At 69.3% G+C, this 25,590-nt stretch carries 26 protein-coding genes; 9 read left to right on the forward strand and 17 right to left on the reverse strand.

The genetic code is table 11. The features are described from left to right. Nucleotides 1-5 precede the first annotated feature (5 nt). From Q0938_RS06545 to Q0938_RS06570, 6 genes are all read right to left on the reverse strand, one after another. Nucleotides 6-1,181, reverse strand: coding sequence for an acetyl-CoA C-acyltransferase (locus Q0938_RS06545; protein WP_299360389.1), 1,176 nt, complete (start codon nucleotides 1,179-1,181; stop codon nucleotides 6-8). 135 nt (nucleotides 1,182-1,316) lie between these two features. Beyond that, nucleotides 1,317-2,120, reverse strand: a complete 804-nt coding sequence (locus tag Q0938_RS06550) for an IclR family transcriptional regulator (RefSeq protein ID WP_299360390.1) — start codon at nucleotides 2,118-2,120, stop codon at nucleotides 1,317-1,319. 4 nt (nucleotides 2,121-2,124) lie between these two features. Beyond that, nucleotides 2,125-3,462, reverse strand: coding sequence for a TRAP transporter large permease (locus tag Q0938_RS06555; protein WP_299360391.1), 1,338 nt, complete (start codon nucleotides 3,460-3,462; stop codon nucleotides 2,125-2,127). A 1-nt stretch (nucleotide 3,463) separates the two neighbouring features. After that, a complete protein-coding gene (locus tag Q0938_RS06560) occupies nucleotides 3,464-3,976 on the reverse strand; it encodes a TRAP transporter small permease (protein ID WP_299360393.1) in 513 nt (170 codons plus the stop codon). Nucleotides 3,977-4,148: 172 nt separating this feature from the next. Beyond that, nucleotides 4,149-5,201, reverse strand: coding sequence for a C4-dicarboxylate TRAP transporter substrate-binding protein (locus Q0938_RS06565; RefSeq protein WP_299360395.1), 1,053 nt, complete (start codon nucleotides 5,199-5,201; stop codon nucleotides 4,149-4,151). Between the two features lie 83 nt (nucleotides 5,202-5,284). Beyond that, complete coding sequence (locus Q0938_RS06570) at nucleotides 5,285-6,157, reverse strand: hypothetical protein (RefSeq protein WP_299360397.1); 873 nt, start codon at nucleotides 6,155-6,157, stop codon at nucleotides 5,285-5,287. A gap of 158 nt (nucleotides 6,158-6,315) precedes the next feature. Between Q0938_RS06570 and Q0938_RS06575 the strand changes: the two genes are divergently transcribed. From Q0938_RS06575 to uxuA, 7 genes are all read left to right on the forward strand, one after another. Next, nucleotides 6,316-6,999, forward strand: a complete 684-nt coding sequence (locus Q0938_RS06575; protein WP_299360400.1) for a GntR family transcriptional regulator — start codon at nucleotides 6,316-6,318, stop codon at nucleotides 6,997-6,999. Nucleotides 7,000-7,019: 20 nt separating this feature from the next. Then, entirely contained in the window at nucleotides 7,020-8,003 is a 984-nt protein-coding gene (locus tag Q0938_RS06580) for a TRAP transporter substrate-binding protein (protein WP_299360401.1), read from the forward strand. A gap of 64 nt (nucleotides 8,004-8,067) precedes the next feature. Next, nucleotides 8,068-8,571 carry a TRAP transporter small permease gene (locus tag Q0938_RS06585; protein ID WP_299360402.1) on the forward strand — a complete coding sequence of 168 codons (504 nt, stop codon included), beginning with the start codon at nucleotides 8,068-8,070 and terminating at the stop codon, nucleotides 8,569-8,571. Beyond that, nucleotides 8,568-9,842 (forward strand): TRAP transporter large permease, encoded by a 1,275-nt coding sequence (locus Q0938_RS06590; protein ID WP_299360404.1) that lies wholly within the window; start codon nucleotides 8,568-8,570, stop codon nucleotides 9,840-9,842. The genes Q0938_RS06585 and Q0938_RS06590 overlap by 4 nt, the downstream gene beginning before the upstream one ends. Before the next feature lie 5 nt (nucleotides 9,843-9,847). Then, entirely contained in the window at nucleotides 9,848-10,885 is a 1,038-nt protein-coding gene (locus tag Q0938_RS06595) for an L-idonate 5-dehydrogenase (RefSeq protein ID WP_299360405.1), read from the forward strand. Continuing rightward, nucleotides 10,885-12,036 (forward strand): alpha-hydroxy acid oxidase, encoded by a 1,152-nt coding sequence (locus tag Q0938_RS06600; protein ID WP_299360407.1) that lies wholly within the window; start codon nucleotides 10,885-10,887, stop codon nucleotides 12,034-12,036. Before Q0938_RS06595 ends, Q0938_RS06600 begins: the two co-directional genes overlap by 1 nt. A 12-nt stretch (nucleotides 12,037-12,048) precedes the next feature. After that, nucleotides 12,049-13,293 carry a mannonate dehydratase gene (gene uxuA, locus Q0938_RS06605; protein WP_299360409.1) on the forward strand — a complete coding sequence of 415 codons (1,245 nt, stop codon included), beginning with the start codon at nucleotides 12,049-12,051 and terminating at the stop codon, nucleotides 13,291-13,293. On the opposite strand, the gene Q0938_RS06610 is transcribed toward uxuA, so the two are convergent. The 11 genes from Q0938_RS06610 to Q0938_RS06660 all read right to left on the reverse strand — a co-directional run bounded on the left by Q0938_RS06610 (nucleotide 13,290) and on the right by Q0938_RS06660 (nucleotide 23,060). After that, nucleotides 13,290-14,717: a mannitol dehydrogenase family protein gene (locus Q0938_RS06610; RefSeq protein ID WP_299360411.1), complete on the reverse strand. Its 1,428-nt coding sequence runs from the start codon at nucleotides 14,715-14,717 to the stop codon at nucleotides 13,290-13,292. The genes uxuA and Q0938_RS06610 overlap by 4 nt on opposite strands. Before the next feature lie 84 nt (nucleotides 14,718-14,801). Continuing rightward, nucleotides 14,802-16,019, reverse strand: a complete 1,218-nt coding sequence (gene chrA / locus Q0938_RS06615; RefSeq protein ID WP_299360413.1) for a chromate efflux transporter — start codon at nucleotides 16,017-16,019, stop codon at nucleotides 14,802-14,804. 60 nt (nucleotides 16,020-16,079) lie between these two features. Beyond that, a complete protein-coding gene (locus Q0938_RS06620; RefSeq protein ID WP_299360414.1) occupies nucleotides 16,080-16,490 on the reverse strand; it encodes a CBS domain-containing protein in 411 nt (136 codons plus the stop codon). Beyond that, nucleotides 16,487-16,654, reverse strand: a complete 168-nt coding sequence (locus Q0938_RS06625; protein WP_299360416.1) for a hypothetical protein — start codon at nucleotides 16,652-16,654, stop codon at nucleotides 16,487-16,489. The genes Q0938_RS06620 and Q0938_RS06625 overlap by 4 nt, the downstream gene beginning before the upstream one ends. Before the next feature lie 10 nt (nucleotides 16,655-16,664). Continuing rightward, the gene (locus tag Q0938_RS06630; RefSeq protein ID WP_299360417.1) at nucleotides 16,665-17,669 is read right to left on the reverse strand and encodes an FAD:protein FMN transferase; all 1,005 of its coding nucleotides are present in this window, start codon (nucleotides 17,667-17,669) and stop codon (nucleotides 16,665-16,667) included. A gap of 2 nt (nucleotides 17,670-17,671) precedes the next feature. After that, the gene (gene nqrF / locus Q0938_RS06635) at nucleotides 17,672-18,892 is read right to left on the reverse strand and encodes an NADH:ubiquinone reductase (Na(+)-transporting) subunit F (RefSeq protein WP_299360418.1); all 1,221 of its coding nucleotides are present in this window, start codon (nucleotides 18,890-18,892) and stop codon (nucleotides 17,672-17,674) included. Beyond that, nucleotides 18,889-19,500 carry an NADH:ubiquinone reductase (Na(+)-transporting) subunit E gene (nqrE, locus tag Q0938_RS06640; protein WP_299360420.1) on the reverse strand — a complete coding sequence of 204 codons (612 nt, stop codon included), beginning with the start codon at nucleotides 19,498-19,500 and terminating at the stop codon, nucleotides 18,889-18,891. The genes nqrF and nqrE overlap by 4 nt, the downstream gene beginning before the upstream one ends. Next, nucleotides 19,497-20,216 (reverse strand): NADH:ubiquinone reductase (Na(+)-transporting) subunit D, encoded by a 720-nt coding sequence (locus tag Q0938_RS06645; RefSeq protein ID WP_299360421.1) that lies wholly within the window; start codon nucleotides 20,214-20,216, stop codon nucleotides 19,497-19,499. Before Q0938_RS06645 ends, nqrE begins: the two co-directional genes overlap by 4 nt. Nucleotides 20,217-20,219: 3 nt before the next feature. Then, complete coding sequence (locus Q0938_RS06650) at nucleotides 20,220-21,017, reverse strand: FMN-binding protein (RefSeq protein WP_299360423.1); 798 nt, start codon at nucleotides 21,015-21,017, stop codon at nucleotides 20,220-20,222. Further along, the gene (locus Q0938_RS06655) at nucleotides 21,010-21,786 is read right to left on the reverse strand and encodes an RnfABCDGE type electron transport complex subunit D (protein ID WP_299360424.1); all 777 of its coding nucleotides are present in this window, start codon (nucleotides 21,784-21,786) and stop codon (nucleotides 21,010-21,012) included. Before Q0938_RS06655 ends, Q0938_RS06650 begins: the two co-directional genes overlap by 8 nt. Continuing rightward, a complete protein-coding gene (locus Q0938_RS06660; RefSeq protein WP_299360425.1) occupies nucleotides 21,783-23,060 on the reverse strand; it encodes a Na(+)-translocating NADH-quinone reductase subunit A in 1,278 nt (425 codons plus the stop codon). Before Q0938_RS06660 ends, Q0938_RS06655 begins: the two co-directional genes overlap by 4 nt. A gap of 100 nt (nucleotides 23,061-23,160) precedes the next feature. Between Q0938_RS06660 and Q0938_RS06665 the strand changes: the two genes are divergently transcribed. After that, nucleotides 23,161-24,402 (forward strand): cytochrome C, encoded by a 1,242-nt coding sequence (locus Q0938_RS06665; protein ID WP_299360427.1) that lies wholly within the window; start codon nucleotides 23,161-23,163, stop codon nucleotides 24,400-24,402. Nucleotides 24,403-24,612: 210 nt separating this feature from the next. Beyond that, the gene (locus tag Q0938_RS06670; RefSeq protein ID WP_299360429.1) at nucleotides 24,613-25,581 is read left to right on the forward strand and encodes a patatin-like phospholipase family protein; all 969 of its coding nucleotides are present in this window, start codon (nucleotides 24,613-24,615) and stop codon (nucleotides 25,579-25,581) included. Nucleotides 25,582-25,590: the final 9 nt, after the last annotated feature.

A 25,590-nucleotide genomic window follows, 5' to 3' on the forward strand; every position in this document is an offset into this window, starting at 1 on the left:
GCTCCTCAAAAGATTTCGATCAGCCCGGCGGCACCCTGGCCGCCGCCGATGCACATCGTCACGACGCCCCACTTGATGCCCCGGCGGCGTCCTTCCAGCAGGATGTGGCCGGACATACGGGCGCCCGTCATTCCGAACGGGTGGCCAATGGCGATCGAGCCGCCATTCACGTTCAGCTTCTCGGGGTCGATGCCCAGCTTGTCCCGGCAGTAGAGGACCTGGCTGGCGAACGCCTCGTTCAGTTCCCACAGGTCGATGTCGTCCACCGACAGCCCGGCGCGTTCCAGCAGGCGCGGCACGGCAAAGACCGGGCCGATCCCCATCTCGTCCGGCTCGCATCCGGCAACTGCAAACCCGCGGAAGGCGCCAAGCGGGGTCACGCCCTGCTGCGCCGCCAGATCGCCGTTCATCACGACCACCGCTGCCGCGCCATCCGACAGCTGGCTGGCATTGCCGGCGGTGATGAACTTGTCCTCGCCCTTGACGGGGGTCAGTCCGGCCAGACCCTCCAGCGTGGTGGAGGGGCGGTTGCATTCGTCACCGTCGAACACGACCTGTTCGTGCGTGGTTTCCTTGGTGGCCTTGTCGATCACCGCCCGGGTGACCTCGATCGGGATGATCTCGTCGGCGAACTTGCCGGCCTGCTGGGCAGCGGCAATGCGCTGCTGGGACCGCAGGGCGTATTCGTCCTGTGCCTCGCGCGAGATGCCATAGCGTTCGGCGACGATGTCGGCCGTGTCGATCATCGGCAAATAGAGGTCGGGCTTGTTCTGCTCGATCCACGCCTCGCGCGAATGGCGGGGGGGCGGCTGGACCAGGCTGATCGATTCCAGACCGCCGGTCAGGATCGCCTGGGCACCTTCCTGCTGGACCATGTGCGCACCCATCGCCAGCGCCTGCAGGCCCGAGGCACAGAAGCGGTTCACGGTGGTCCCGGCAATGCTGACCGGCAGTCCGGCCCGGATGACGATCTGCCGCGCGATGTTGCCGCCGGTGACATATTCGGGATAGCCGCACCCCCAGATCGAATCCTCGATCAGGGCCGGGTCAATCCCGGCACGTTCGATCGCCACGGCCGCGACACGGCCGCCCATCGTGGCCCCATGCGTCAGGTTCAGGCTGCCGCGGCCGGCCTTGGCGATGCCCGTCCGGGCGGTAGAGACGATGACGGCGTCGGTCATTTTGACATCCTTTCCGGTGTGGGGGTCGAGGGGCCTCTTCCTCGGGATGGGGCGCGGCCGCTGTCGCGTCGAGCGCAGGGTGCGAACGGTCTTGGCACAGGGTCGTCGCTGGGGCGGGTCAATGCAACCATGGGATCACGCCTTCGACCTTGTCTGGTTCCCCAGCTGGCCCGTCAGCCGTTCCAGGCTGGTCACCGCAGCCCGGAGCCGGGGTCCGACGACGGTCTCGAGCCGCTGCAGCGAGGCCTCGGTCGGCAGTGCACCGCAGGTAAAGACCACCGGCTCGTTCAGTTCGCTGGGTCGGATCGGCACGGATACGGCGTTGTAGCTGGCCGGTGCATCCTCGCCGCCGGGCGTCAGCACGAAGCCGCGGGCGATCAGCTCGTTGCGGGCCTGCAGGCGTTCGCCCGGATCGGCCAGCTGGGCGAACCCGGCAGCGGGATCCACCTGGCGCTGCAATCCCGCGTACTCGGCGGGGCTGAGCGCGCCGACGAAGGCCCGGGCCGAGGAATAGCCGGCAAGAGGCAGGCGATAGCCCACGTCCAGCCACAGCGACGACACGTTGGTGGGACGCCAGGTGCGGATCAGCACCAGCTTGTCGCCGTCGCGGACGGACAGGACCACCAGCGTCCCGGTCTCGTTCGCCAGGGCCGCCATCAGCCGGTGTGCAGGTTCCATGAAGGACAGCGACACCGCCGCGACATGGCCAACCGCCACCAGGGTCGGCCCGGGGCGAAAGCGGTCGTCACGCTCGGACTGGGTCAGGTAGCCCAGGCGCCGCAATGTCCAGGTCAGACGCGAGACCGTCGATTTCGGCAGGCCGGTGCGCTCGGCCAGTTCGGCATTGCTGAGACCGTCATCGGTGGTCCGGAACGACCGCAGCACCGACAATCCGCGTGCGAGCGTCGTGGCGAAGCGTGGATCGTCTGCGTCGCCCATCCGCCTAGAGCCCGTTCGGCAGGAAGGTCGAGATCGACGGAATGAGGATCAGCAGCGCCAGCACCACGATCTCGACCGTCAGGAACCGCATCACCCCCAGGAAGATGTCGTCCACCCGGATGCCGCGACCGGTCACGTTGCCGACGACGAAGACGTTCAGGCCGACAGGCGGGGTGATGAGCCCGATCTCCAGCAGCTTGACCACGATGACGCCGAACCAGATCAGGTCCATGCCCATGTGGTCGATCAGGGGAATGACGAAGGGCAGGGTCAGCACGATGATGCCGATCGGGTCCAGGAACATGCCCAGGAAGATGTACAGCACCGAGATGGCGAGCATCAGCATCAGGGGCGGCAGACCCGCATCCGCGACCCATTGCGACACCGCACCCGCCGACCCGGTCAGCGCGACGAAGGACACGAAGATCTTGGCGCAGGCGGCGATCAGGAAGATGGCCGCGGTCTGCACCAGGCTTTCGCGGATCGCGGACCAGACCTTGCCGGCCGTCAGGGTGCGCTGGGCAAAGCCGATCAGCACGGTCAGCACCACGCTGATCGCCGCGGCCTCCGTCGCGGTGAACCAGCCGCCATAGATGCCGCCGATGATGACCGCGAACAGGGCCAGTGCCGGCCAGGACGCCAGCGCCGCGTGCAGGCGGGCCCCCTTTTCCAGCGGCCGCGGGTCGATCGGTGCCGCGGCCGGGTCGCGCCTGACCCACCACCAGACCACCAGGATGTAGGCGGCAAGGCTCAACAGGCCCGGCAGGATGCCGGCCAGGAACAGCTTGCTGATCGAGGTCTCGGTGAAGATGCCGTACAGGATGAACAGGACCGATGGCGGGATCAGCGACCCCAGCGTGCCGCCCACGGCGACCGACGACGTCGCCAGACGCGGGTTGTAGCCGAGCCGCAGCATTTCGGGCACGCAGATGCGGCCCATGGTCGAGGCGCAGGCGATCGACGAGCCCGAGATCGCCGAGAACCCGGCGCATCCCATGATCGACGCCATGCCGACGCCCCCCGGCACCTGCCGCAGCCAGACATTCGCCGCGTCGTAGATGCGGGTGGTCAGCCCGGCGTGATAGGCGATGTTGCCCAGGGCCACGAACAGCGGGATCATCGACAGGTCGTAGCTGTGGATCAGCTCGAAGAAGCTGTTCATCACCATCGAGGTGGTGGGGATGATGGCGCGTTCCGGCGCAAAGCTGCCGCTGCGCAGCGCATAGACGAAGAAGGTGCCGACCGTCGCGACCCCGGCCAGCACGAACGCGATCGGAACGCGCAGGGCCAGCAGCAGGATGACGAGTGAAAAGGCGATGATACCGATCGTGGCCGCATCCATGTCAGAGCGCCTCCTCTTCGACGTGGCTCTCGTTGCGGACGGCACCGGTGCGGCGCAGCTCGGCAAGGTCCTGGACGGCCAGCATGGCCAGGCGGATCGTCATGAAGATCAGGCCGATGAGAAACACCGCCCGCATGGGCCAGCGCGGCAGGCCAAGCTGGCCGTCGTAGAATTCGCCCGAGATCCAGGTGGACGAGAGATCACGCCAGCTTGCGTACATCAGCGGCATGACCGCGATCAGCGCGACGATCCAGCCCATCACGATCAGCGCCCCGCGCAGCCCCGGCGACATCCTGTCGGTCACGAAGGTGACGGCGATATGGGCCCGGTTCGCGGTCGCGGCCGCCAGCGGCAGCATGATGGTCGGGATCATCAGCTCGCGCACGATGATGACGATGTCCGGCAGGGACCAGCCGAACAGCTGTCGCCCGATCACGCTGGCGGTGATCGCGAGCGTCAGCGCGATGGTCGACACCACCGCCAGTTCCAGCATGACGCGTTCGATGGTCTTCATGGCTGCTCCTCCCCCGGGATCATGCCGTCATGATCCGTGCAGGCCGGGGCGCGCGCGGCGCCCTGGCGGGTGTCGCGGCGGGGTGTCATGCCCCGCCGTGCAGGTTTCGTGCCGTGCGTCCGGCGACCGGGTGCCCCCTTGCGCAGGGGCACAGCACGTCAGGCGTCGGACCTCAGTCGGCCTTGTCCCACGGATAGCCCTGCTGGTCGCGCTGTTCGGCGTATTTGGTCAGCAGCGCCTTGTACTCGTCGACCAGGGCCTGCCCTTCCAGACCGGCGGCGTCGGCGCGCTGCACCCATTCGTCGATATAGGGCTGCCCCGCCTCGATCAGCTTCTGGCGGTCGGCATCGGACAGGGCCAGCACCGGGGTGCCCTTGTCCTTCAGGATCTGCACGGATTCGGCATTCGCCTCGCCGAGGATCCGGCCGAATTCGTCGGCAAGCCCCTCGCCCGCGGTCAGCAGGGTCTGCTGCTGTTCGGGCGACAGCGCGTCGAAGCTGGCCTTGTTCATCAGCACGCCGAGCGCGCCGATCTGACCCCAGTTCAGTTCGGTGTAGCTGTCGAACACCTCGTCGAACTTCAGCGCCTTGACCAGATAGGGATAGGTCTGGGTGCAGTCGATCAGGCCGGTTTCCAGACCTTGATAGGCCTCGTACACCGACATGTCGACGGGCGTGGCGCCGAGGTCGTTGAACACCTTGCCATAGGCGCCGACGCCGCGGATCTTCAGCCCGTTCAGGTCGTCCAGGGTCTCGATCGTCTTGCCCTTGCAGCCGACCTGCACCGCCGAGGTGGTGTAGGTGCCGATATAGACCAGCCCCTGGTCGGCGAGGTTCTGCCGGACCTTTTCATTGGTGCGCATGATCTCGTCGATCGCCTTCATGCCAACCCAGGGATCGGCGTTGGGGATCGGCAGGTCGGCCAGGCCATAGGCGATCATGTCCTGCGGGAAATAGACGCCGATGACGCTGCCCAGGTCGGCGACGCCGTCGCGCAGCGACTGGACCGCCGCCTTTTCGGAGAACAGGGCGCCGCCCCACTGGACGTCGATGTTCAGGTCGCCGTTCGACAGTTCGCCGACCTCGTCGACGAACCACTGCGTGGCTTCGGCGCGAACGCCGCGGTTCGGACCGGCCTCGCCATAGATCAGCGTCGTGGCGGCAGACGCCGACGTCACGGCAAAGACCGATCCGGCAAGGATGGCGGCAGGCAAAGATATACGCATTGATGATTCCTCCTTGTTCCAGATAATGGCACAAGGTTCCATCTGATGAAACCAAAAAGTTAACGCGTGCGTGATAAGGTGCCCTAGCGCTGCTGCCCGGGCCATCCGCACGGCCAGGGCGCGCGACCCGGATGGTCCCAGTCCGGCATGTCCAGCCAAGGATACCAGCAGATCCCCCGGACCGGCACCCCCGACAGGGCGATCTCGTCCCTGACGTGCTGCAACCACGCCCACCGGTCCGCCACATGCGGGAAACGCCGATGCGCCGCGGGCAGCCCCTGGTGCCAACCGGTCTCGGTGATCATCACGGGCAACTGATAGCGGTCGGCCACGGCACGCAGCACCCGGTGCAGTGGCTCGACAGCATGATGGGGATAATAGTTCACCCCGACCATCTCGATCAGCCCGGTCGCGACCAGCGCGTCCGTGGCCCGGAACGCCGACGGGGCCAGATGATGGAACGGATCGCTGGTGGCAAAGCGGGGCCGGTCGGGCAGCATCGCCACGCTGGTCATCATGCGCCGGGCCACGTCGATCGCACGAGACGGCGTGATCCCCGACACCCGCCGGCCGACCGAGGGTTCGTTCACCGCGATGGCCCAGGCACCCGGCGGCAACGCCACGGCGCAGGCAATCGCATGAGCCGCCGCACGCGGCGGCAGGTCGAAATGACAGAAATCCCACATCACCGGCAACCCGGCAGGGACCGCCTGCACCCGCGCAACGATGTCATGCCGCCAGGACAGGCCGTCGCGGGCGCCGGCAATCCCCTGCCCCATTGCCGTGGCGTAATGGTGGCCCATGCCCGTCGGTGGCAGATGATCCGTCGAGTGCAGCAGGTCGTGCCCGTTCCAGTGCAGCCGGCCACATTCGAATCCTGCGACGATCGGCACGGGCCCGTCATTGCACGGTCCGAACCCGCGATGCGCGTCATCAATCCGCAGGGACAGGTTCATTCAGTCGCCTATAAGAACAAAGCAGGTACGGCAATTACGGCAGTCTGGCACCGAAGAAAAGGCGGCGCCCACGTTGCCAGTCGAGCCCTCACGGCCCGGGCACAGGAATGTAGACTAGTATGGAAGACCGCGTTAATCAGATCCCCGGGGAGATTCGGATGAACGCATTCCATACTCTGACCGGCTTTGCGCCCGGCGCAGCGCAGATCTGCGACATGCTGCGCCAGCAGATCCTGCGGGGGATGCTGCGGCCCGGGACCCGCATGTCCGAAGTCGACGTGGCCGCCAGGGCGGGCACCAGCCGCCAGCCGGTCCGCGAGGCGTTCATTCGCCTGGCCGCAGAGGGGCTGGCCGATGTCCGCCCGCAGCGCGGAACCTACGTGACCATGATCTCGGCCCGGGCGGTGCTGTCGGCTCGCTTCGTGCGTGAGGCGATCGAGGCAGATGTCGTGGCCCTGCTCGCGTCGGACCCGCAGCCCGCAGCCGCCATTGAACGGGTGCGCGCCGCCCTGCAGGATCAGGCCAAAGCGGCGCAGGACGGGGATGCACATCGGTTCGTCGACCTCGACGACGCGTTCCACCGCGCCTTGGCGGAACTGGCGGGACAGGCCGAGGTCTGGACGATTCTCGAGGATCTGAAATCGCACATGAACCGTGTCCGCCACATCACCGCGCGGCAGTCCGACCTGAGGCGGCTGGTCGACCAGCACGCCCGCATCGTCGACGCGATTGCCGCCGGCCAGGTCGAACCGGCCACGGCCGCCATGCGTACCCATCTGCGCCAGTTGCTGGCCGACCTGCCCGAGATCACGGCCGCCCACCCCGACTATTTCACCGAGTGACATCCAAGGAGGACCCGACCATGAATCTGACCCGTCGTACCTTTACCGCGCTGTCCGCCGGGCTGCTGTCGCTGCAGCTCGCCCTGCCCGCCGCGGCCGCCGAGACGACGCTGAAGCTGGGCCACCTGGCCAATGAGCAGAACAGCTGGCACAAGGCTGCCGTGAAATTCGGCGAAGAGCTGGCTGCCCTGACCGACGGCCGCATCGAGGTTCAGGTGTTCCCGAACGAATCGCTCGGCAAGGAACTGGACCTGATCAACGGCATGCAGCTTGGCACCGCCGACATGACGATCACCGGCGAGAGCCTGCAGAACTGGGCGCCGAAGGCCGCGCTGCTGGCGGTTCCCTATGCCTATCCGTCGCTTGAAAAGATGGACGAGGTCGCGTCGGGGCCGATCGGGGACGAGATCGAGGAAGAGATCATCGCCAAGGCGCAGATCCGGCCGATCGCCTATTTCGCCCGCGGTCCCCGCAACCTGACGTCCAACCGCGAGATCATGACCCCCGACGATCTGAACGGGCTGAAGCTGCGGGTTCCCAACGTTCCGCTGTTCCTCAAGACGTGGGAAGCGATGGGCGCCGCCCCCACCCCGATGGCGTTCAGCGAGGTATTCACGTCGCTGCAGAACGGCACGATCGACGCCCAGGAGAACCCGCTGGCGCTGATCGAATCCGCCAAGTTCAACGAGGTGCAGGACTTCGTGAACCGGACCGAGCACGTCCGGTCGTGGATCTACCTGACGATCTCCGAGATGGCGTGGAACAAGCTGTCGGACGAGGACAAGGAGGCCGTGATGGAGGCCGCGCGCCGCGCCCAGGAATACGAGCGCGAGCTGTTCCTGGCCGATGAGCAGAGCCTGGAACAGACCCTGAAGGATGGCGGCATGACCTTCGTCGACAGCGACAAGGCCGCGTTTGCCGCCGCCGCGCGCGACGCCGTGCTGAACAACGTCTCGGCCGACATCAAGCCGACGGTCGAAGAGCTGTTCGCGGCCCAGGACTGACCGGCCGCCTTGGGGGCGCGCCATCCGCGGCGCCCCCTTTCCGACACACCCGAGGAAAGCACCGATGGACCGAGCCGCCGCCCTGATCCGCGCCCTGCTGCGCGTCGCCACCGGGTTGTCGTTTGCCGTGCTGATGGCTGCGGTGCTGCTGCAGGTGTTCGCGCGAACCTTCCTCGGGTCGTCCCCGGTGTGGACCGAGGAACTGACCCGTTTCGCGCTGCTGTACCTCGCCGCATTCGGCACCGCCCTGTCATTGTCGACAGGCGACCTGGTGAATGTCGATCTGGTCAGCGAGTCGCTGCCGGGGCGGTCGCCCTGGATGCTGCGGCTGGTCTCGGCCCTGATCACGCTGGGCTTCTGCCTCGTGCTGATCTGGCCGGCGTGGCGGTTCACCGCGATCGGCGCGATGCAGGGCTCGCCCGCACTGGGCCTGAAGATGAGCTGGATCCACGCCGCGGTGCTGCTGATGCTGGCGGCGCTGGCGCTGGCCGCGGCGATCCGCGTCGCGGGGATGCTGCGCGGTACGACGGACGGCCTGCCTGAACACGCGCCGGGAGAAATCGAATGAGCCTTGCGATCCTCGCCCTGACGTTCCTGGCCGGGCTGGTCATCGGACTGCCGGTTGCGGTGACGCTGGGGGTGTCGTCCCTCGCCTACATCGTCTCGGCGGGTCTGCCGCTGGTCGTTATCCCGCAGAAGATCTATGCCGGCATCGACGTCTTCGTCCTGCTGTGCATCCCCGGCTTCATCCTGGCCGGCAACCTGATGAATGGCGGCGGCATCACCGAACGCATCATCCGCTTTGCCCAGGCGATGGTGGGGTGGATGCGCGGCGGGCTGGGCCTGACCAACGTCGCATCCTCCATGTTGTTCGGCGGCATCTCCGGCACCGCGGTCGCCGACGCCGCGTCCATCGGCGGGATGATGATCCCCGGCATGAAGCGCGCGGGCTACCCGGCCGATTTCTCGGCCGCCGTCACCGCCGCGTCGTCCACCGTGGGGCCCATCATTCCGCCCTCGGTGCCGATGATCATCGTCGGCTCCCTGTCCGGCATTTCGGTGGGCAAGATGTTCATCGCCGGTGCCCTGCCCGGCATCCTGCTGGGTGTGGCGATGATGGTCACCACCTACATCATTTCGGTCCGCCGCAACTTTCCGCGCCAGGCGTGGCAGGGCTGGGCAGAGCTTGGCCGCTCGTTCATCGGCGCGTTCTGGGCGCTGGCGATGACGGCGCTGATCGTCGGCGGCATGCTGACCGGCTACGTGACCCCGACCGAAACCGCGGTCGTCGCCTCGGTCTACGCGGTCATCGTGGGCGCCTTCGTCTATCGCGAACTGCCGCTGGCGCGCGTGCCCAAGATCATCACCGACAGCGCCGTGTCCTCGGCCGCGATCCTGTTCCTGGTCGGCACCGCCAACGTGTTCGGATGGATCCTGGTCAGCGAGCAGATCCCGCAGATGATCGCCGGCGCCGTGCTGTCGGTGACCGACAACAAGTTCCTGGTGATCCTGCTGATCAACATCGTGCTGCTGTTCGTCGGCATGTTCATGGAAACGATCGCCGCGCTGATCATCCTGTTCGTGCCGCTGCTGACACTGGCGCAGGGCGTGGGGATCGACCCGCTGCACTTCGCGGTGTTCGCGGTGCTGAACCTGATGATCGGCCTGACCACGCCGCCGGTCGGGGTCTGCCTGTTCGTCTGCGCCAATATTGCCCGGCTGCCGCTGGGGCCGGTGATCCGGGCGCTGGTCCCCTATCTGGTGACCAACTTCATCGTCCTGCTGCTGGTGTCCTACATCCCCGCGATCTCGACCTGGCTGCCCTCGTTGATGGATTGACCCTCATGACCGACCTTGCCTGCCGCCTGCACGCCGCCCACGACCTGCGCATCGAAGACGCGCCGGCCGTCCAGCCCGACCGCGGCGATGTCGTGGTGCGGGTGCTGCGGGGCGGCATCTGCGGATCCGACCTGCATTACTATCACGACGGCGGCTTCGGGCCGATCCGCGTGCGCGAGCCGATCATCCTGGGGCATGAGGCCGCCGGCATGGTCGAACAGGCGCCCGAGGGATCGGGTCTGACACAAGGCCAGCTCGTCGCCCTGTCGCCGTCGCGGCCCTGCGCGGAATGCGCGTTCTGCCGGCAGGGAATGGAGCGTCACTGCCTGAACATGCGCTTCAACGGCAGCGCGATGCGCGTCCCCCACGAACAGGGGCTGTTCCGCAGCCGCATCGCCCATCCGGCGGCGCAGTGCATTCCGCTACCCCATGGCGCCACCGCCGCCGCCGCGGCCGGGGCCGAGCCGCTGGCCGTCTGCCTGCACGCGCTGAGCCACGCGCCCGATCTCGCCGGCGCCCGGGTGCTGGTCACCGGCGCCGGGCCGATCGGGGCGATCTGCGTCGCCCTGGCCCGGCTGCGCGGCGCCGCCGAGATCGTGGCGACGGACGTCCAGGACTTCACCCTGGCCATCTCCCGCCGCATGGGCGCGGATCACGCCATCAACGTCGCCACCGCGCCCGATGGTCTGGCAGACTGGCAGGGCGGCAAGGGGCGGTTCGACGTGGTGCTGGAATGCTCGGCCAATCCGCAGGCCATCGCCCAGGCGATCACGGTCCTGCGGCCCCAGGGCACGCTGGTCCAGATCGGCGTGGCCGGCACCGTGCCGCTGCCGCTGAACCTGATCGTGTCGAAGGAAATACGGATGGTCGGCACGCATCGATTCGACCGTGAATACGCCGAGGCGGTGGCCCTGATCGGATCCGGCCGGATCGACCTGTCGCCGATGGTGACCGACGTCCTGCCGGCGGCGGATGCGGTGCGCGCCTTCGATCTGGCCAGCGACCGCAGCCGCGCGGTCAAGGTCCAGCTTGATTTCACCTGATGCCGGCGGTCTTCACCGAGATCGAGGACCTGCGCCGCCTGCATCAGGCGCGGGTGCCGCGGATGTTCTACGACTATGTCGACGTGGGCGCCTGGACCGGCCAGACCTATGCCGAGAACCGTGCCGATTTCCGCGACATCCGCTTTCGCCAGCGGGTCGCCCGCGACATCTCGACCCGCAGCCTGTCGACCACGATGATGGACCAGCCGGTGTCGATGCCGGTCGCGCTGGCCCCGGTCGGCCTGCTGGGGATGCAGCATCCCGACGGCGAGATCCATGCCGCCCGGGCGGCCCGCGCACGCGGCGTGCCCTACACGATGTCGACGATGTCGATGGCCTCGCTGGAAGACATTGCCGAGGCGACCGGCGCGCCGTTCTGGTTTCAGCTCTACACGCTGCGCGACGAGGATTTCCTGGACGACATCCTGGACCGCGCCCGCCGCGCCGGGGTCAGCGTGCTGGTGCTGACGCTGGACCTGACCATCCAGGGGCAGCGCCACAAGGATCTGAAGAACCGGATGACCGCGCCGCCGCGGCTGACCCTGCCGAACCTGATCGACATCGCGCTACACCCCCGCTGGGCATTCGGGATGCTGCGCACCCGCCGGCGCAGCTTCGGCAACATCGTCGGCCATGCCCGGGGGGTGGACAGCCTGGGCGACCTGATGGACTGGACGTCGCGCCAGTTCGACCCCCGGCTCGACTGGGCGCGGGTCGAGGACATCGTCCGCCGCTGGGGCGGAAAGGTGATCCTGAAGGGCATCAACGACCCCGAGGATGCGCGCCGAGCGCTGGACACCGGGGCCGATTCGCTGCTCGTTTCCAATCACGGCGGACGCCAGCTGGACGGCGCGGCCTCAACGATCCGGGCGCTGCCCTCCATCCTGCGGGCGGTGGATGGCCGAATGCCGGTCTATCTCGACGGGGGCATCCAGTCCGGGCAGGAGGCGCTGAAGGCGATCGCACGGGGTGCCGCGGGCGTGTTCATCGGGCGCGCCTACACCTATGGCCTGGGTGCCATGGGGCAGAAGGGTGTCGAGACGGCCATCGACATCATCCGCCGCGAGATGGACCTGACCATGGCGCTGTGCGGCATCAACGACATTCGCGACGTGGGCCCCGACATGCTCTGGTCCGACGATCTGGCCTGAAGGAGAGTTTCGATGCGTCACACCTGGCGGTGGTTCGGTCCCCATGACCTGGTTTCGACGGACGACATGCTGCAGGCAGGGGTGCAGGGCGTGGTCAGCGCCCTTCACCACGTGCCCACCGGTGCCACATGGACTGACGACGAGATCGCCGCGCGGCAAGCCGAGATCGGCCGGATGCGGGACGGCAGCCCCTCGGGCCTGAGGTGGGAGGTGGTCGAAAGCCTGCCGGTCAGCGAGGCAATCAAGACGCAGACCGGCGACTGGCGCGAGCACATCGCCAATTACAAGAGCTCGATGCAGGCCCTGCGGCGGGCGGGCATCGAGGTGATCTGCTACAACTTCATGCCGGTGCTGGACTGGACGCGTACCGATCTGGCATGGCGCCGCCCGACCGGCGCGACCTGCATGCGGTTCGACCTGCCCGACTTCGCGGCCTTCGACATCCATATCCTGGCCCGACCCGGCGCTGCCGACGATTTTCCCGAAGAGGTCCGGGACGAGGCGGCGCGCCGCTTTGCCGCCATGACAGAAGATCGCAAGCGGCAGCTGGCCGACAATGTCGTCTGCGGCCTGCCCGGCGCGGCGGAGCGGTTCACCCTGCAGGACGTGCGGGACCTGCTGCAGACCTATGCGCCGCTCGACTCGGCCCGGCTGCGCCAGCATTTCCACGATTTCCTCGCCGAAGTCGCCCCGGTTGCCCAGGATCTCGGCCTGCGCCTGTGCTGCCATCCGGACGATCCGCCGTTTCCACTGCTGGGGCTGGCGCGGATCATGTCGACCGAGGCGGACTATGCCGAGCGGATGGCCGCCGTCGACCTGCCGGCGAACGGCATCACGCTGTGTTCCGGATCGCTGGGGGCGCGGCCCGACAACGACCTGCCAGGGATGATGGACCGGCTGGGGGACCGGGTGCACTTCCTGCATCTGCGGAATGTGCGGCTGGAGGGTACGGCGCTGATGAACTCGTTCTTCGAGGACGAGCATCTGGCGGGAGGCACGGACATGGTCGCGCTGATCGCCGCGGTGCTGCGGCAGGAGGCTAGGCGTCGTGCCTCTGGTCGCGACGACGCCGACATCCCGATGCGCCCCGATCACGGTCAGGACATCCTGGACGACCTGACGCGGCACGGGCAGCCCGGCTATCCCGCGATCGGCCGGCTGAAGGGCCTCGCCGAACTGCGCGGGGTCGAAACTGCCCTGCGGCATCCCGACCATGGCCTGTCCGGGCGGTCGCGCGGCGGGATTGCGGCCGCCTAATGACCGAGCCTTGCGACGCTGGCGCGGGCGCCGTCCCGGAGCAGCCCCGCTAGCGAGACGGTCAGCTCGGCCGCAAAGGCTGCATCGTGCCGCAGTTCGGGCGGGAACACCTCTGACAGGGCGAGGAATTCGCGCACCGTCGCGGCCGGGTCGCCGTTGCGCCACGATTCGGCAAGACGCGCGGCCAGCGGGTCCCTGACGTCGATCGGACGGCCCTGCAGGTCGGTGCCGGACACATACTGCATCCACCCGGCAACGACCATCGACAGGCCGGCGGTGGGCCGCCCGGCTGCCCGGTTCTCGGCGATGGTGGACAGGATACGTTGTGGCAGTTTCTGGCTGCCGTCCATCGCGATCTGCCACAGCCGGTGGCGAATGGCGGGATTGGCGTAGCGGTGGGCCAGCGCATCGGCATAGACCGTCAGGTCCTCGCCCGGCGGCGGCGTCAGCGCGGGAATGATCTCGTCGCCCCAGAGGCGCCGCACATACGCGACGAAGACGGGATCCGCCATCGTGTCGGCAATCGTCTCGTGGCCGGCGAGATAGCCCAGATACGCCAGTGCGCTGTGGGTCCCGTTCAGCATCCGCAGCTTCATGTGCTCATAGGGTGAGACGTCGCCGACCATCTGCACGCCCACGCGGTCCAGCGGCGGCCGGCCGGCGCAGAACCGATCCTCGACCACCCACTGCCGAAACGGCTCATGGAACACCGCGGCCTCGTCGCGAATGCCGGTGGCTGTCGCCAGCCGGTCCAGATCGGCGTCGGTCGTGGCCGGCACGATGCGATCCACCATCGTCGCCGGGAAGGCGCCGTTGCGGTCGATCCAGTCGGCCAGGCGCGGATCGATCAGCCCGGCCAGTTCCAGCACCACGCCACGCACGACCGCGCCGTTCCGGGGCAGGTTGTCGCAGCACAGCACGGTAAAGGGATCCAGCCCGCGATCGCGCCGAATCTGCATTGACCGGACCAGGAAACCCGGCGCCGTTTTCGGCAGGAGGTTGTCCATGTCGTGCCGGATGTCCGGGTCGTCGCGGTTCAGCCGGCCTGTCGCGGGGGCGTGGTGGTAGCCTTTTTCCGTGATCGTCAGGCTGACGATCCGTGTCGTCGGCGCGGCCATCGCCTCCAGCACCGCCTGCGGATCTTCGGGCGCCACCAGCACGTCACGCAGGACGGTCACCAGCTGCGCCCGCTCGCCATCAGGGCCCAGCTCGACCGCGGTATAGGCCCAGCCCTGCGGCTGCAGCCGGTCTCGCGTGCCCGGCGACTGCAGCGACACGCCGGTGACGCCCCACGCGTCGGTGCCGGACAGTTGCATCGCCTCGGCCAGGTACAGCGCGCCGTGGGCACGAAAGAAGGCGCCGAGGCCGAGATGGACGATCCCCGGCGGGGTGGTGGACGGGGTTCGATGCAGTCTCTGTGGCACACGCGTCTCCGTCAGGAGGGATGGTCCGGGGCACCGGCCGCGCGATCGCCGCGGCCGACGGACAACCCGGGCAGTCTAGGTCGGTCAGGCGGTCAGCACCAGCAGGACACCGCCCGCCACGGCCAGCACCACGACCCGCCAGGGCGGGGAGTTCCACAGTGTCAGGGCGACGAAACAGGCGAGCGCCAGCGTGAAGTCACGCATGTCGCCGACGGCGCTGACGAAAACCGGGGAGTAAAGCGCGGCGGCAAGGATCCCGACGACGGCTGCGTTCGCGCCCTGCATCATCGACCGGGCCGGGGCCAGCGTCCGAAACCGATCCCACAGGGGCAATGCACCGACCAGCAGCAGGAATCCCGGCAGGAACAGGGCAGACAGGGAGAGGGCGGCGCCAATCAACTCGTTGGGTTCCGCGCCAAGCAGGGCCCCGAGATAGGCGGCAAAGGTGAACAGCGGCCCGGGCACGGCCTGCGCCGCGCCGTAGCCGGCGAGGAAGGCGTCGCGGGTCACCCAGCCGGATTGGACGACCTCGGCCTCCAGCAGCGGCAGGACGACATGCCCGCCCCCGAAGACCAGCGCACCGGCACGATAGAAGCTGTCGACGACCGCAAGCCACTGTGCCTGTCCGGCCACCAGCGGCAGGCCGAACAGCAGGACGACGAACGATCCCAGCGCTGCAGCGGCCACCCGGCGCGACACCGGCATGGCCACGTGCCCGCCGGCGGGCGGGCCGCCGGCGGGCACCAGCAACAGCCCCGCCAGCGCCCCCATGAGGATCGCGCCCACCATGCCGAACGCCCCCGGTACGAAGGCCAGCACGGCGGCGGCGGTGACGGCGATGCTGGCCCGCTTGCGATCCGGGCAGAGGTTGCGGGCCATGCCCCAGACGGCCTGCGCGACGATCGCCACTGCCACGATCTTCAGCCCATGCAGCACGCCGCTGCCCAGCGGTCCGGTGATCCGTGCGGCGCTGTAGGCGACGCCCACAAGGATCAGCGCAGAAGGCAGGGTAAAGGCCGCAAAGGCCGCCAGCGCGCCGAGCCACCCGGCCCGCATCATCCCCAGCGCGAACCCAACCTGGCTGGAGGCCGGGCCAGGCAGGAACTGGCAGAGCGCGACGAGATCGGCATAGGCCGGATCGCCGAGCCAGCGGCGGCGAGTCACCAGTTCGTCACGGAAATAGCCGAGATGGGCGATCGGTCCACCGAACGAGGTAAGCCCCAGCCGTAGGAACACGGAAAACACCTCGCCGGCGCTGCCCGCCGGGCCGTCCGCAGATTCACGCGCCAGCCTGTCGATCATCCCTGCCACCCCTTCGCTGCGCACGGCGCGGTCCGCTCCGGCAGGATTGTCCGCCGTCCGTTACTGCCACCGCCCCGAGGTCATCGCCAGCAACGCGCGCAGGACATCCGAGCGTCGCAGCATTCCGACCAGCGCGTCTCCGCGCATAACCGGCAGGGTGCGATGGGGCTGGGACTGGAATATCCGGGCCGCGGCGACGATCTCGGTCTCGGCATCGATGGTGATCACCTCGCGCGCCATGTGGTCGGCCACGGTTCCCCGCCATTCCTGGTGGTAGCTCGCGGTCAGCGCCGGTCCGAAACAGTCCTTCTGCGACAGCACGCCGACCAGCCCTCCCGCCGCATCCGCCACCGGCAGCGCCGCGGCGCGATACGCCACCAGACGTTCCGCAGCCGCGCGGATGCTGTCGGATTCGGCCAGCGGTGTGACCGGGCCATGCAGCAGCGAAGCGACGCGGGGACTGGCGGTCATCGCTCCCCCTCCTGCCCGGCGGCCCTGCGCGGGCAGGCGGCGCAACTGCCCCCGCTGCATTCCCCGCCGCCGCAGCCGCTGCGCAGCGGTCGGCCAAGCAGCGTACCGAGGCCCAGGCCCAGCATCGCAAGGATCAGGATCGAAAGGACAACCAGCATCTCCATGACCGCCTCCTCAGACCAGCCTGGCGGCAAAGCTGCCCGTCATCACCGGCGCCGGCTCGTCGGCAAGCACGAACAGCGCATTGATCCCGGCGCGGCGAGCCAGCGCCGGACCTTCGGTCGCGCCGGCGGCCATCAGCGCGGTTGCCCAGCCATCCGCCGTCATCGCATCTGCAGCGACAACCGAGACCTGTTCCAGCCGCCCCTGACGCGGCGCCCGACGCCGGGGGTCGATGATATGGCTGATCCGCCGTCCGCCCAGGTCATAGCCCTGACGCCGGGTGCCCGACGTCGCCACCGCCTCGCCGTTGAGGCGCAGCACCGCCGCGGCCATCCCGTCCGGCCGGTCCGCACGGGGATCCTCGACCGCAACGGTCCAGTTGCGGCCGGAGGGGTGCCGACCGCGGGCGAGCAGCTCGCCGCCCAGATCGACGAGGAAATCGGCCTCGCCCCTCTCGACCAGCAACTCTGCCATCCGATCCAGCGCATGACCCTTGCCGATGCCGCACAGGTCCAGGGTCAGCCCGTCGTCTTCCTTGACCAGATGACCGCCGTCCACACGGACCCCGGTCCAGCGCGCCGCCGCATCGCCGGCGATCGGCCCGAACCCCCAGCGCGCAACCAGCGGACCTACGGTTGGATCAAAGCACCCGGCGCTGGCCCGCGCGATGTCCAGCGCGGCCCGGGTGACGCGCAGGGTCGATTGCGGCACCGGTCGTCCCCCAGCCGCGGCGGCGTTGAACCGGGACACGGCGCTGTCCGGCCGCCACGGCGACAGCGCGGCGTCGAGGCTGGCGAGCAACGCCTCGATTGCCCCGCGATGCACGTCGACGTGCCGCCCGGCGGGCAGCGTCACCCGCCAGCCGGTGCCGAACGCGGCACCGGCGAGCACGGCAACCGGACCCGCCGCCCGGGCCAGTGCAGGCGCCGCCAGCGCGGCCAGGCCGGCGGACAGGACGTCACGACGGGTCAGCAGCAGTCGGCGCGGCAGGCCTGACGGAAAGACAGCAGCGCGCATCGTCACACTCCGAAATCGTCATTGAAGATGTTGCCCTGCTCGACCCCCAGGGACTCCAGCACGCCGATCACGGCCGAGATCATCACCGGCGGGCCGCACAGGTAGTATTCGCAATCCTCGGGCGCCGGATGACGGGCAAGATGCGCCCGCACGGTTTCATGGATGAAACCCGTTTCCCCGGTCCAGCGATCGCCGGGTGCGGGGTCGGACAGGGCCGGAACGAAGCGGAACGCCGGTCGTTTGGCCGCCAGGGCCGCGAACTCCTCGACGTAGAACAGGTCGATCCGGGACCGCGCGCCATAGAAGAACGTCATCTTGCGGGCGGCGCCCCTGGCGGCCTCGTCGTGAATCATCGCGCGCAGCGGCGCCATGCCGACGCCGCCGCCGATCAGGACCATCTCGCGCCCGGTCGGCTGGACGAAGAAGTCGCCGAACGGACCCGACACGTCGACGCTGTCGCCACGGCTTCGGGCGAACAGCCAGGACGAGACGACGCCGGGCGGAACCTCGCCCTCTCGTCCGGCGGGCGGGACCGCCAGGCGGATGTTGAACACCAGCCGGCCGGCATCCTGGGGCCGGTTGGCCACCGAATAGGCGCGGGTCACGCGCTCGGCCGACACCGCCCGGATGGGGGGCCAGCCGGCGATCTGCCATTCCTGTTCGTAGGCGGGATCTATGTCGATGCTGGCAAAGTCCAGCCGGTAGGGTGGCGCGCTCAGCTGCATGAACCCGCCCGCGCGAAAGTCGATCTCGCGCCCGTCCGGCACGGCCAGCACCAGTTCCCGGATCAACGGGGCCAGCTGACGGTTCGATTCCACCCGGCAGGCAAAGCTGGCGGCGTCCAGCACATCCCCGCCCACGGTCACCGTGGCAGCGCCGCGCAGCGTGACCTGACAAGCCAGGCGGACATGGGCCCGCCGCTCGGCCGCCGACAGGATGCCCCGCTCGGTCGCCTGGGGCTGGCCGACCCCCGGCCCCTCGGCGGTGACCCGGCACAGCCCGCAGGTGCCGCTGCCGCCGCATGCCGCGGGAATCCCAATGCCGGCGCCGTGGAGCACGGTCAGCAGCTTGTCGCCACGCCCCGCCTCGATCTCGGTCGTGTCGTTCACGATGACCAGCGCCGCCTCCTGCGGGATCAGCCGCTGGCGGGCCAGCACCAGGCCCAGGGTCAGCCCCATGAGGAGCAGCACGATGACCGAGCTGGCCAGCAGGATTTCCGTCATTGCGCCACCATCTGCGCAAAGGCCGAAAAGCCCAGCGACATCATCCCGGCCAGCATGAAGGTCACGCCCAGCCCGCGCAGGCCCGCGGGCAGGTCGGCATAGGCCAGCCGGGCGCGGATGGCGCCCAGCATCACCACCGCCAGCGCGAACCCGGCCCCGGCCCCCAGCCCGTAGACCGCAGATTCCGCCAGCCCGTAGCGCCGTTCGACCATGAACAGGCTGCCCCCCAGAATCGCGCACTGCACAGTGAGCAGCGGCAGGAACACCCCGAATGCGGCATGCAGTCCGGGCATGAACCGGTCCATCAGCATCTCGAGCAGCTGCACCGTTGCCGCGATCACCCCGATGAAGGCGATCAGCGACAGATAGGACAGGTCCAGCTCTGGCATCCCCGCCCATCCCCATGCGCCGGGCGCCAGCAGCGCGCGGTAGACGAGATGGTTCAGCGGCACGGTGACGCCCAGCACGAAGATCATCGCGGCACCCAGTCCGGCTGCGGTTCCTGGCCGGCGCGACAGCGCCAGAAAGGTGCACAGGCCAAGGAAGAAGGTCAGCGGCATGTTCTCGACAAGCGCCGCCTGCAGGAACAGGGCACCCAGTCCGGTCATGGCCGACCCTCTGCCACGTCAGGCGGGACGAAATCGGGCGGCTCGGCCTGCTCGGGCCAGCGGCTGCGCACCGCCCAGACGAGAAAGCCCAGCAGGAAGAAGGCGCTGGGCGGCAACAGCATCAGGCCCAGCGGCTCGTACCAGCCGCCGGCATCGACGCTGACGAGGATCGGCCGTCCCATCAGCGTGCCGGCGCCAAACAGTTCGCGCACCGTGCCGATCAGGATGAGGACGATGGAGTATCCCAGCCCGTTGCCCAGCGCGTCGGCCATCGCAGGCAGCGGGGGGTTGCGGCGGGCGAATGATTCCGTCCGCCCCATCACGATGCAGTTGGTGGCGATCAGGCTGACGAACACCGACAGCCGCCGGCTGAGGTCGGGCAGATAGGCCCGGATCACCTGATCGATCACCACCACCAGCGACGCGATGATGACGATCTGCACGATGTTGCGGATCGAGGGCGGAATGTGGCGGCGGATGACGCTGATGATCCCCGCGGCCATCACGACCACCGCGGTCAGCGCCGCCGACATCGTCAGCGCGGCGGCAAGCGAGGTGGTGACGGCCAGGGCCGAGCAGATCCCCAGGATCTGCAGGGTGACCGGATTCTGGCGCAGCAGCGGTTCCGTCAGGGCGCGCCAGAGGCGTTGCCGCGACAGGCCGACGGTCGGCGCGGCTGGCGTGGTGGCGGGTGCGGCGGCGGCTGGCGGGGGCATGGATCAGAACTCCCCCCGCCGGATCGCATCCAGCAGCGGGCCATAGCCCTTGGGCCCCAGCCAGAACCGGACCATCTGCGTTACGCCGTTGCTGGTCCGGGTTGCCCCGGTGATCCCGTCCACCTCGTGGATGCTGCTGGCCTGGCCGCGGGCGACGGCGAACCGGACCTGGCCGCTGTCGTCCACCGCCTGCCGCCCGGGAAACTGCGCCAGCCACGCCGGTTCCTCGATCCGCGCGCCGAGCCCCGGGGTTTCCTGCTGGGCGGTGATGGCCAGCCCCGCGACAGTGGCCATGTCGCCCTGCAGCGCCATCAGGGCGCGGATCTGCCCGTTATACCCCGACCCGACCATCGGCAGCAGCAACAGCCTGACTGCGTCGTCCTGGCGCAGCAGATAGATCTGGGCCAGGTCGGGGCGGCGCCCGAGCCCGGCCACATCGTCGGCCTGTGCCAGATCGGTCCAGTTGCCCGCGTCTCCCAGAGCCGCCTCCAGGCCGGCGGGTGTCACCCCCTCGGCCGCCCCGCCCCGGTCGAGGTCCACGACCACCGTGCTCAGCGCACCGTCCGACCGGGCCAGCAGGTCCTCCATGCCCGGCACGCCTGCGACCAGCGCCCCGAGCCGGGCCTGTTCCTCGGCCGCGCGGTTCGCGGCCTGGATCGGGCGCAGCAGCACGGTCGCGCCGCTGACCATCAGCGCGCAGACGCCCGCGACCAGAAACGCCACGATCAGGGTCTTGGTCCGGCTGTCGTTCGGCAAAGCGAGGAACCGGCGCCACGCCGACAGCGGGTTCAGGTCACCCATGGATCCGCCCCCGCCGCTGCAGCCACGCCCACAGCGCCAGTTCGTCCAGCAGCGGCGCCGCAAGCGAGGCAAGGAAAGCGGCCGCCACCGACAGCTGCACGGGGGTCGCGCCCTGCCAGTTGGCCGCGAACAGGACCACCAGCCCCGCATAGGCGGCGCCTTCCAGCCACCGGCCCAAGGCCGTCGCGGCGCTCGTCACCGGATCGGCGACCAGCAGGACGAAGACGACGGCCGCCGCCATCCAGGCGCGGTCCGGCGCCATCCCCGCCGCCCAGGCGATCGCCGCGGCGACGATCGCGCCCGCCGCCAGCCGGGCCGACATCACGCCGAACCCCACGCCCAGGGCCACCCCGCCGATCGCCGCCCAGGCGAGCGGCGCCGTCACCCCCGGCCATCCGGCGGCGGGAAAGCCGAAGCCCAGGAACATCGCCGTGACGGTCGCCGGGTTGACGATGTTGCGGCCCCATCCCCCAAACACCAGTTCGCCCATCACCACGCCGAAGCTCAGCCCCAATGCGATCTGCAGCGGCCCCAGCCCGCCGGGGGCCAGCATCGCCACCGCCAGCGCGGTCAGGGCGCCCGCGTAGGATGGCGGCTGCGCGCGGGCCAGCAGGAAGATCAGGTGCCAGGCGCCGGCGATCAGCAGCATCATCACCAGGCGCAGCGCCGCAGGCACGCCGCCATACCACAGCCATGCGGCCGCCAGCGGGGCAACGGCCGCGATCATCAGCAACGCCACGGTCTCGCGGTCCCACAGCCCCCGGATCATGCCGCCTCTGCTCCCTCGTGCTCGATCGCCGCGCGGTCCAGGAACACCCGCAGCAAGGCGGAAAACCGGGGGACGGCCCCAGTGACGTAGTCCGCCAGCGCCAGGTCCTCCTCGACCAGCGACAGGGCCCCCAGGCGCTGCGCGGTCTCCGCGTCACCCGCGGCAAGGGCACGCAGTATGGGGGCCGCGGGAATGCTGCCGCCCAGCGCCTGTTCCAGCGCCGCGGTCGGGATCAGCGGTCGCGGCCGGGAGGCGCGGCCGAGCGCGGCGACGAACCAGTGCGGCGGCCGGGCGGCGGCGCGGCGGACCAGCACCGTGACCTGTCGGTCCCGCGGGCCCAGGAAGCCGGCCTCGTGCCCGTCGAGGGCCGAACCGGACAGGACCGAATGGGGACCGGGACGCGTCAGATCGCGGCTGAGCGCGCCGAGATGCGCGCCGGGCTGCGTCCGCACCAGGCGCCCGGCCCGCAGGGCATCGCCCGCGACCGACACCAGCCGCGTCTCCGGCATGCTGCCGCTGCGCAGCAGACCGCCGATCGCGGCTGCATCCTCGACATGCAGGTCCCAGACCGGCCTGTCACCCCGTGCCGGGTGCAGGGCGTGAACCTGCATCCCCGCCAGCCCGAGCGGGTGGCCGTCGCCCACCTCGATCCTGCGCAGGCGGGGCACGCCGCGGCCCAGCGCCGGATCGGCGCCGACCGGCAGACACAGCAGGACGGGACCGTCGGTCAGCATCGCCAGCCCGGCCAGGCCGCGATCAAGGTCGGCCTCGGCCCCTTCCAGCGCCCGCAGCGGGTCCGGGGCGGCCGGACGGCTGTCCACAGCCATCACGAAGATCGCCGCCGGCCGTTCCCCGGGCGGCGGCATCCGGCCGAACGGGCGCCGCCGCAGCAGCCGCCAGGCGCCCGACGCCAGCAGCAGGTCGCGCAGACCGCCCGCATCCGACGCGCCAGAGACATCCAGGTGGGTGCGATCTGCACCGGGTTCGTGGAACAGCAGGATCCGGGACAGGATGCGGCCGGGCGCCAGATCCACCGCGGCGACACGGGCCGGCATCGGGGCGGTCAGCGTGATCTCCGGCGCATGGCGCAGCCGGGCAAGCGGTGCGCCGGCGGCCACGATGTCCCCCGCGGCCACCAGGGGCGCGACGCGCAGCACCTCGCCAGGGGCCGGCTGGACCGCGGCCTCGTCCGACAGCATCGTGACGATCGGCGCATCCGGCGCAGGCGACGCACCGACCGGCACGGTCAGACCTCGTCGTGCGGGCAGTCGCATCGCGGCTGTCCTCCCTCCGGTGACCCTTTGGTTTGTTTCAAAGGCGATTTCTGGCTAGCATGGCCCCTGACGCGGTTAGCACAGAACAGTCGAGGACGCCATGCCTGCACACCCCCTTGCACCTGCCTGGATCATCGTCCTCGCACTCGCCGCGATGCCGGGCCTGCCCCGGCCCGGATTGGCCCAGACGGGGCTTGAGCCGGGCGGTGCAACCGCCGCACCCCCGGGGGCAGGCGCGTCGGCCGGCAGCGGCGCCGCGCCGGTGCCCGCACCAGCGTTGCCGGGCGAGGTGCCGTGGGTGATCCCCCCGTCCGGCCCGTTCAACCCCGAAACCATTCCGGTGCCGAATGCCGCCGCCATCGCCGCCTGGGCGCGGTCGGCACATGCCGATGCGGGCTCGGAGGCCTTCAGCCACTGGAATGACGAGGGAGAGATCCCGCCGGTTTGCGCGAACTGCCATTCCGGCATGGGGTTCCGGGCCTTTCACGGGCTTGATGGCGGCAGCCCCGGGCCCCTTGAGGCGCCGGTGCAGACGGGCGGCGTGGTGGACTGCGCGACCTGCCACAGCCCCGGTCTCGCCGACGTGACCGAGGTGGTGCTGCCGAATGGCATGAGCCATCCCGTTCCCCCCGGCGAAGTGACCTGCCTCACCTGTCACCAGGGCCGTTCGTCGGGCGACAGCGTGACCGCAGCGACCGAGAACATGCCGCCGGACACGCCGAACCCGGCGCTGAGCTTCATCAATCCGCATTACGCCATCGCCGCGGCCACCTGGCTCGGCGGCCATGCCGGTCTGGGCTATCAGTACCCCGGCAAGACCTATGCAGGCCGCTTTCTCCACGCGCCCCCGGTGACGACCTGCAATTCCTGTCACGATCCGCACAGCCTGCGCGTGAACGAGACGGCGTGCAGGACCTGCCACACCACCGGACAGTCCCGCGACATCCGCATTTCGCGCCAGAGCCATGACGGCAGCGGCGTGACGACAAAGGGGATCCGCGCCGATATCGACGCCAATGCCGCACGGCTGAAATCGATGATCCTCGACTATGCCGCAAAGGTCGCCGGTGTGCCGGTCATCTATGACGGCGAGCGACATCCGTATTTCTTTACCGACGCGAATGACGACGGTGTCGTGGATCAGTCCGGCGGCCGCCCGGTCGCCTACAACGCCTGGACACCCCGCCTGCTGCGGGCCGCCTACAACTGGAAGTTCGTCAACGCCGACCCGGGCGCGCATGTCCACAATCCGCCTTACGCGCTGCAGTTGCTGCACGACTCCATGGAGGATCTGGCGGGGCCGCTCGACCTGGATTTCGCCGCGCTGGGGCTGGTGCGATGACGACAGTCGGTGCCCATGTCGGCGCCCCGGGCACAACGGTGGTGGCCCTCCGGAAAAGGCGCAGGGCCAGGATCCCCAGTCGATCGGCCGTCCCGGTTGATCCGAAGTGGGCGGCGCGATAGGTCCTCGGCCCTGAGCCGTCGGCGCGGACGCGGGCAATCTCGCCCCGTCCCGGGTTACCGAGAACCGGCACATGCGAAGGATGTGGAGATGGCGGACGACATCATGGCCGACGCGGGACCATCGGCCCCCGACGACATCGTGGCGCTCAGCGGCGGCAACGCGCTGGGGGCGTTCCACGGCGGCGTCGTCGAGGCGTTCCTCGACCACGGCATCCTGCCGCAACACGTCGCGGGCACCTCGATCGGCGCGGTGACCGCGGCGCTATGGCTGGGCGGACCGGTCGACGGCGCGGTAGATCGGCTGCGCGCCTTCTGGCAGGCCGCGGCAGACAAGTCTGGGTTCGGACTGACCACGACATGGCGCAAGAGCGCGCTGACCCGTGCCCTGCTGCTGGGCCGGGCCGGGCTGTTCCACCCGAGCTTTCCGGGCTTCCTGGCGGCGCTCCCGGGGGCCCCGGCAGATGATCACCTGTTCGACACCCGACCGATGCACCGCCTGCTGGAACGCCTGGTCGATGTCGATGCCCTGAACGCCAGCCCGACCCGCGTCACCATGCTGTCGCTGGACCAGTCGAGCGGCGAGGTCCTGACCTTCGACAACCGCAGCATCGACCTGACGATCGACCACGTGCTGGCCAGTTCATCGCTTCCCCTGGCGTTTCCGCCTGTCCTGATCGACGGGCGGCCGATGGTGGATGCCGGGCTGTCGGAAAACTGCCCGGTCCGCCGGCTGTTCGATCACCCGATCACCCGGCCCACCCGGTGCTGGGTCGCCGACCTGTGGCCCGCCAGGGCCCCGCGCGCGTCCTCGCTGGACGAGGTTCTGGGCCGCACCCAGGATCTGGCATTCGCCGCCCAGCGGCAATGGGCGCTGGAACATGTCCGAACCCTGCTGGACCGGGCCGACGCGAACACCGGACCGGTGGAATTCCGCGAACTCATCCTGAACCAGACCGACTGGGAAGTGGGCGGCAAGGCATTCGATTACACGCCGGCGTCGCTGCAGAGACGCTGGGCGGCCGGGCGGACCGCCGTCGCCATGGCACTGGCTGCCTGAAGCACTCCA

Origin of the sequence: uncultured Paracoccus sp. (assembly GCF_947496875.1) — a bacterium.
GTDB lineage: Bacteria > Pseudomonadota > Alphaproteobacteria > Rhodobacterales > Rhodobacteraceae > Paracoccus.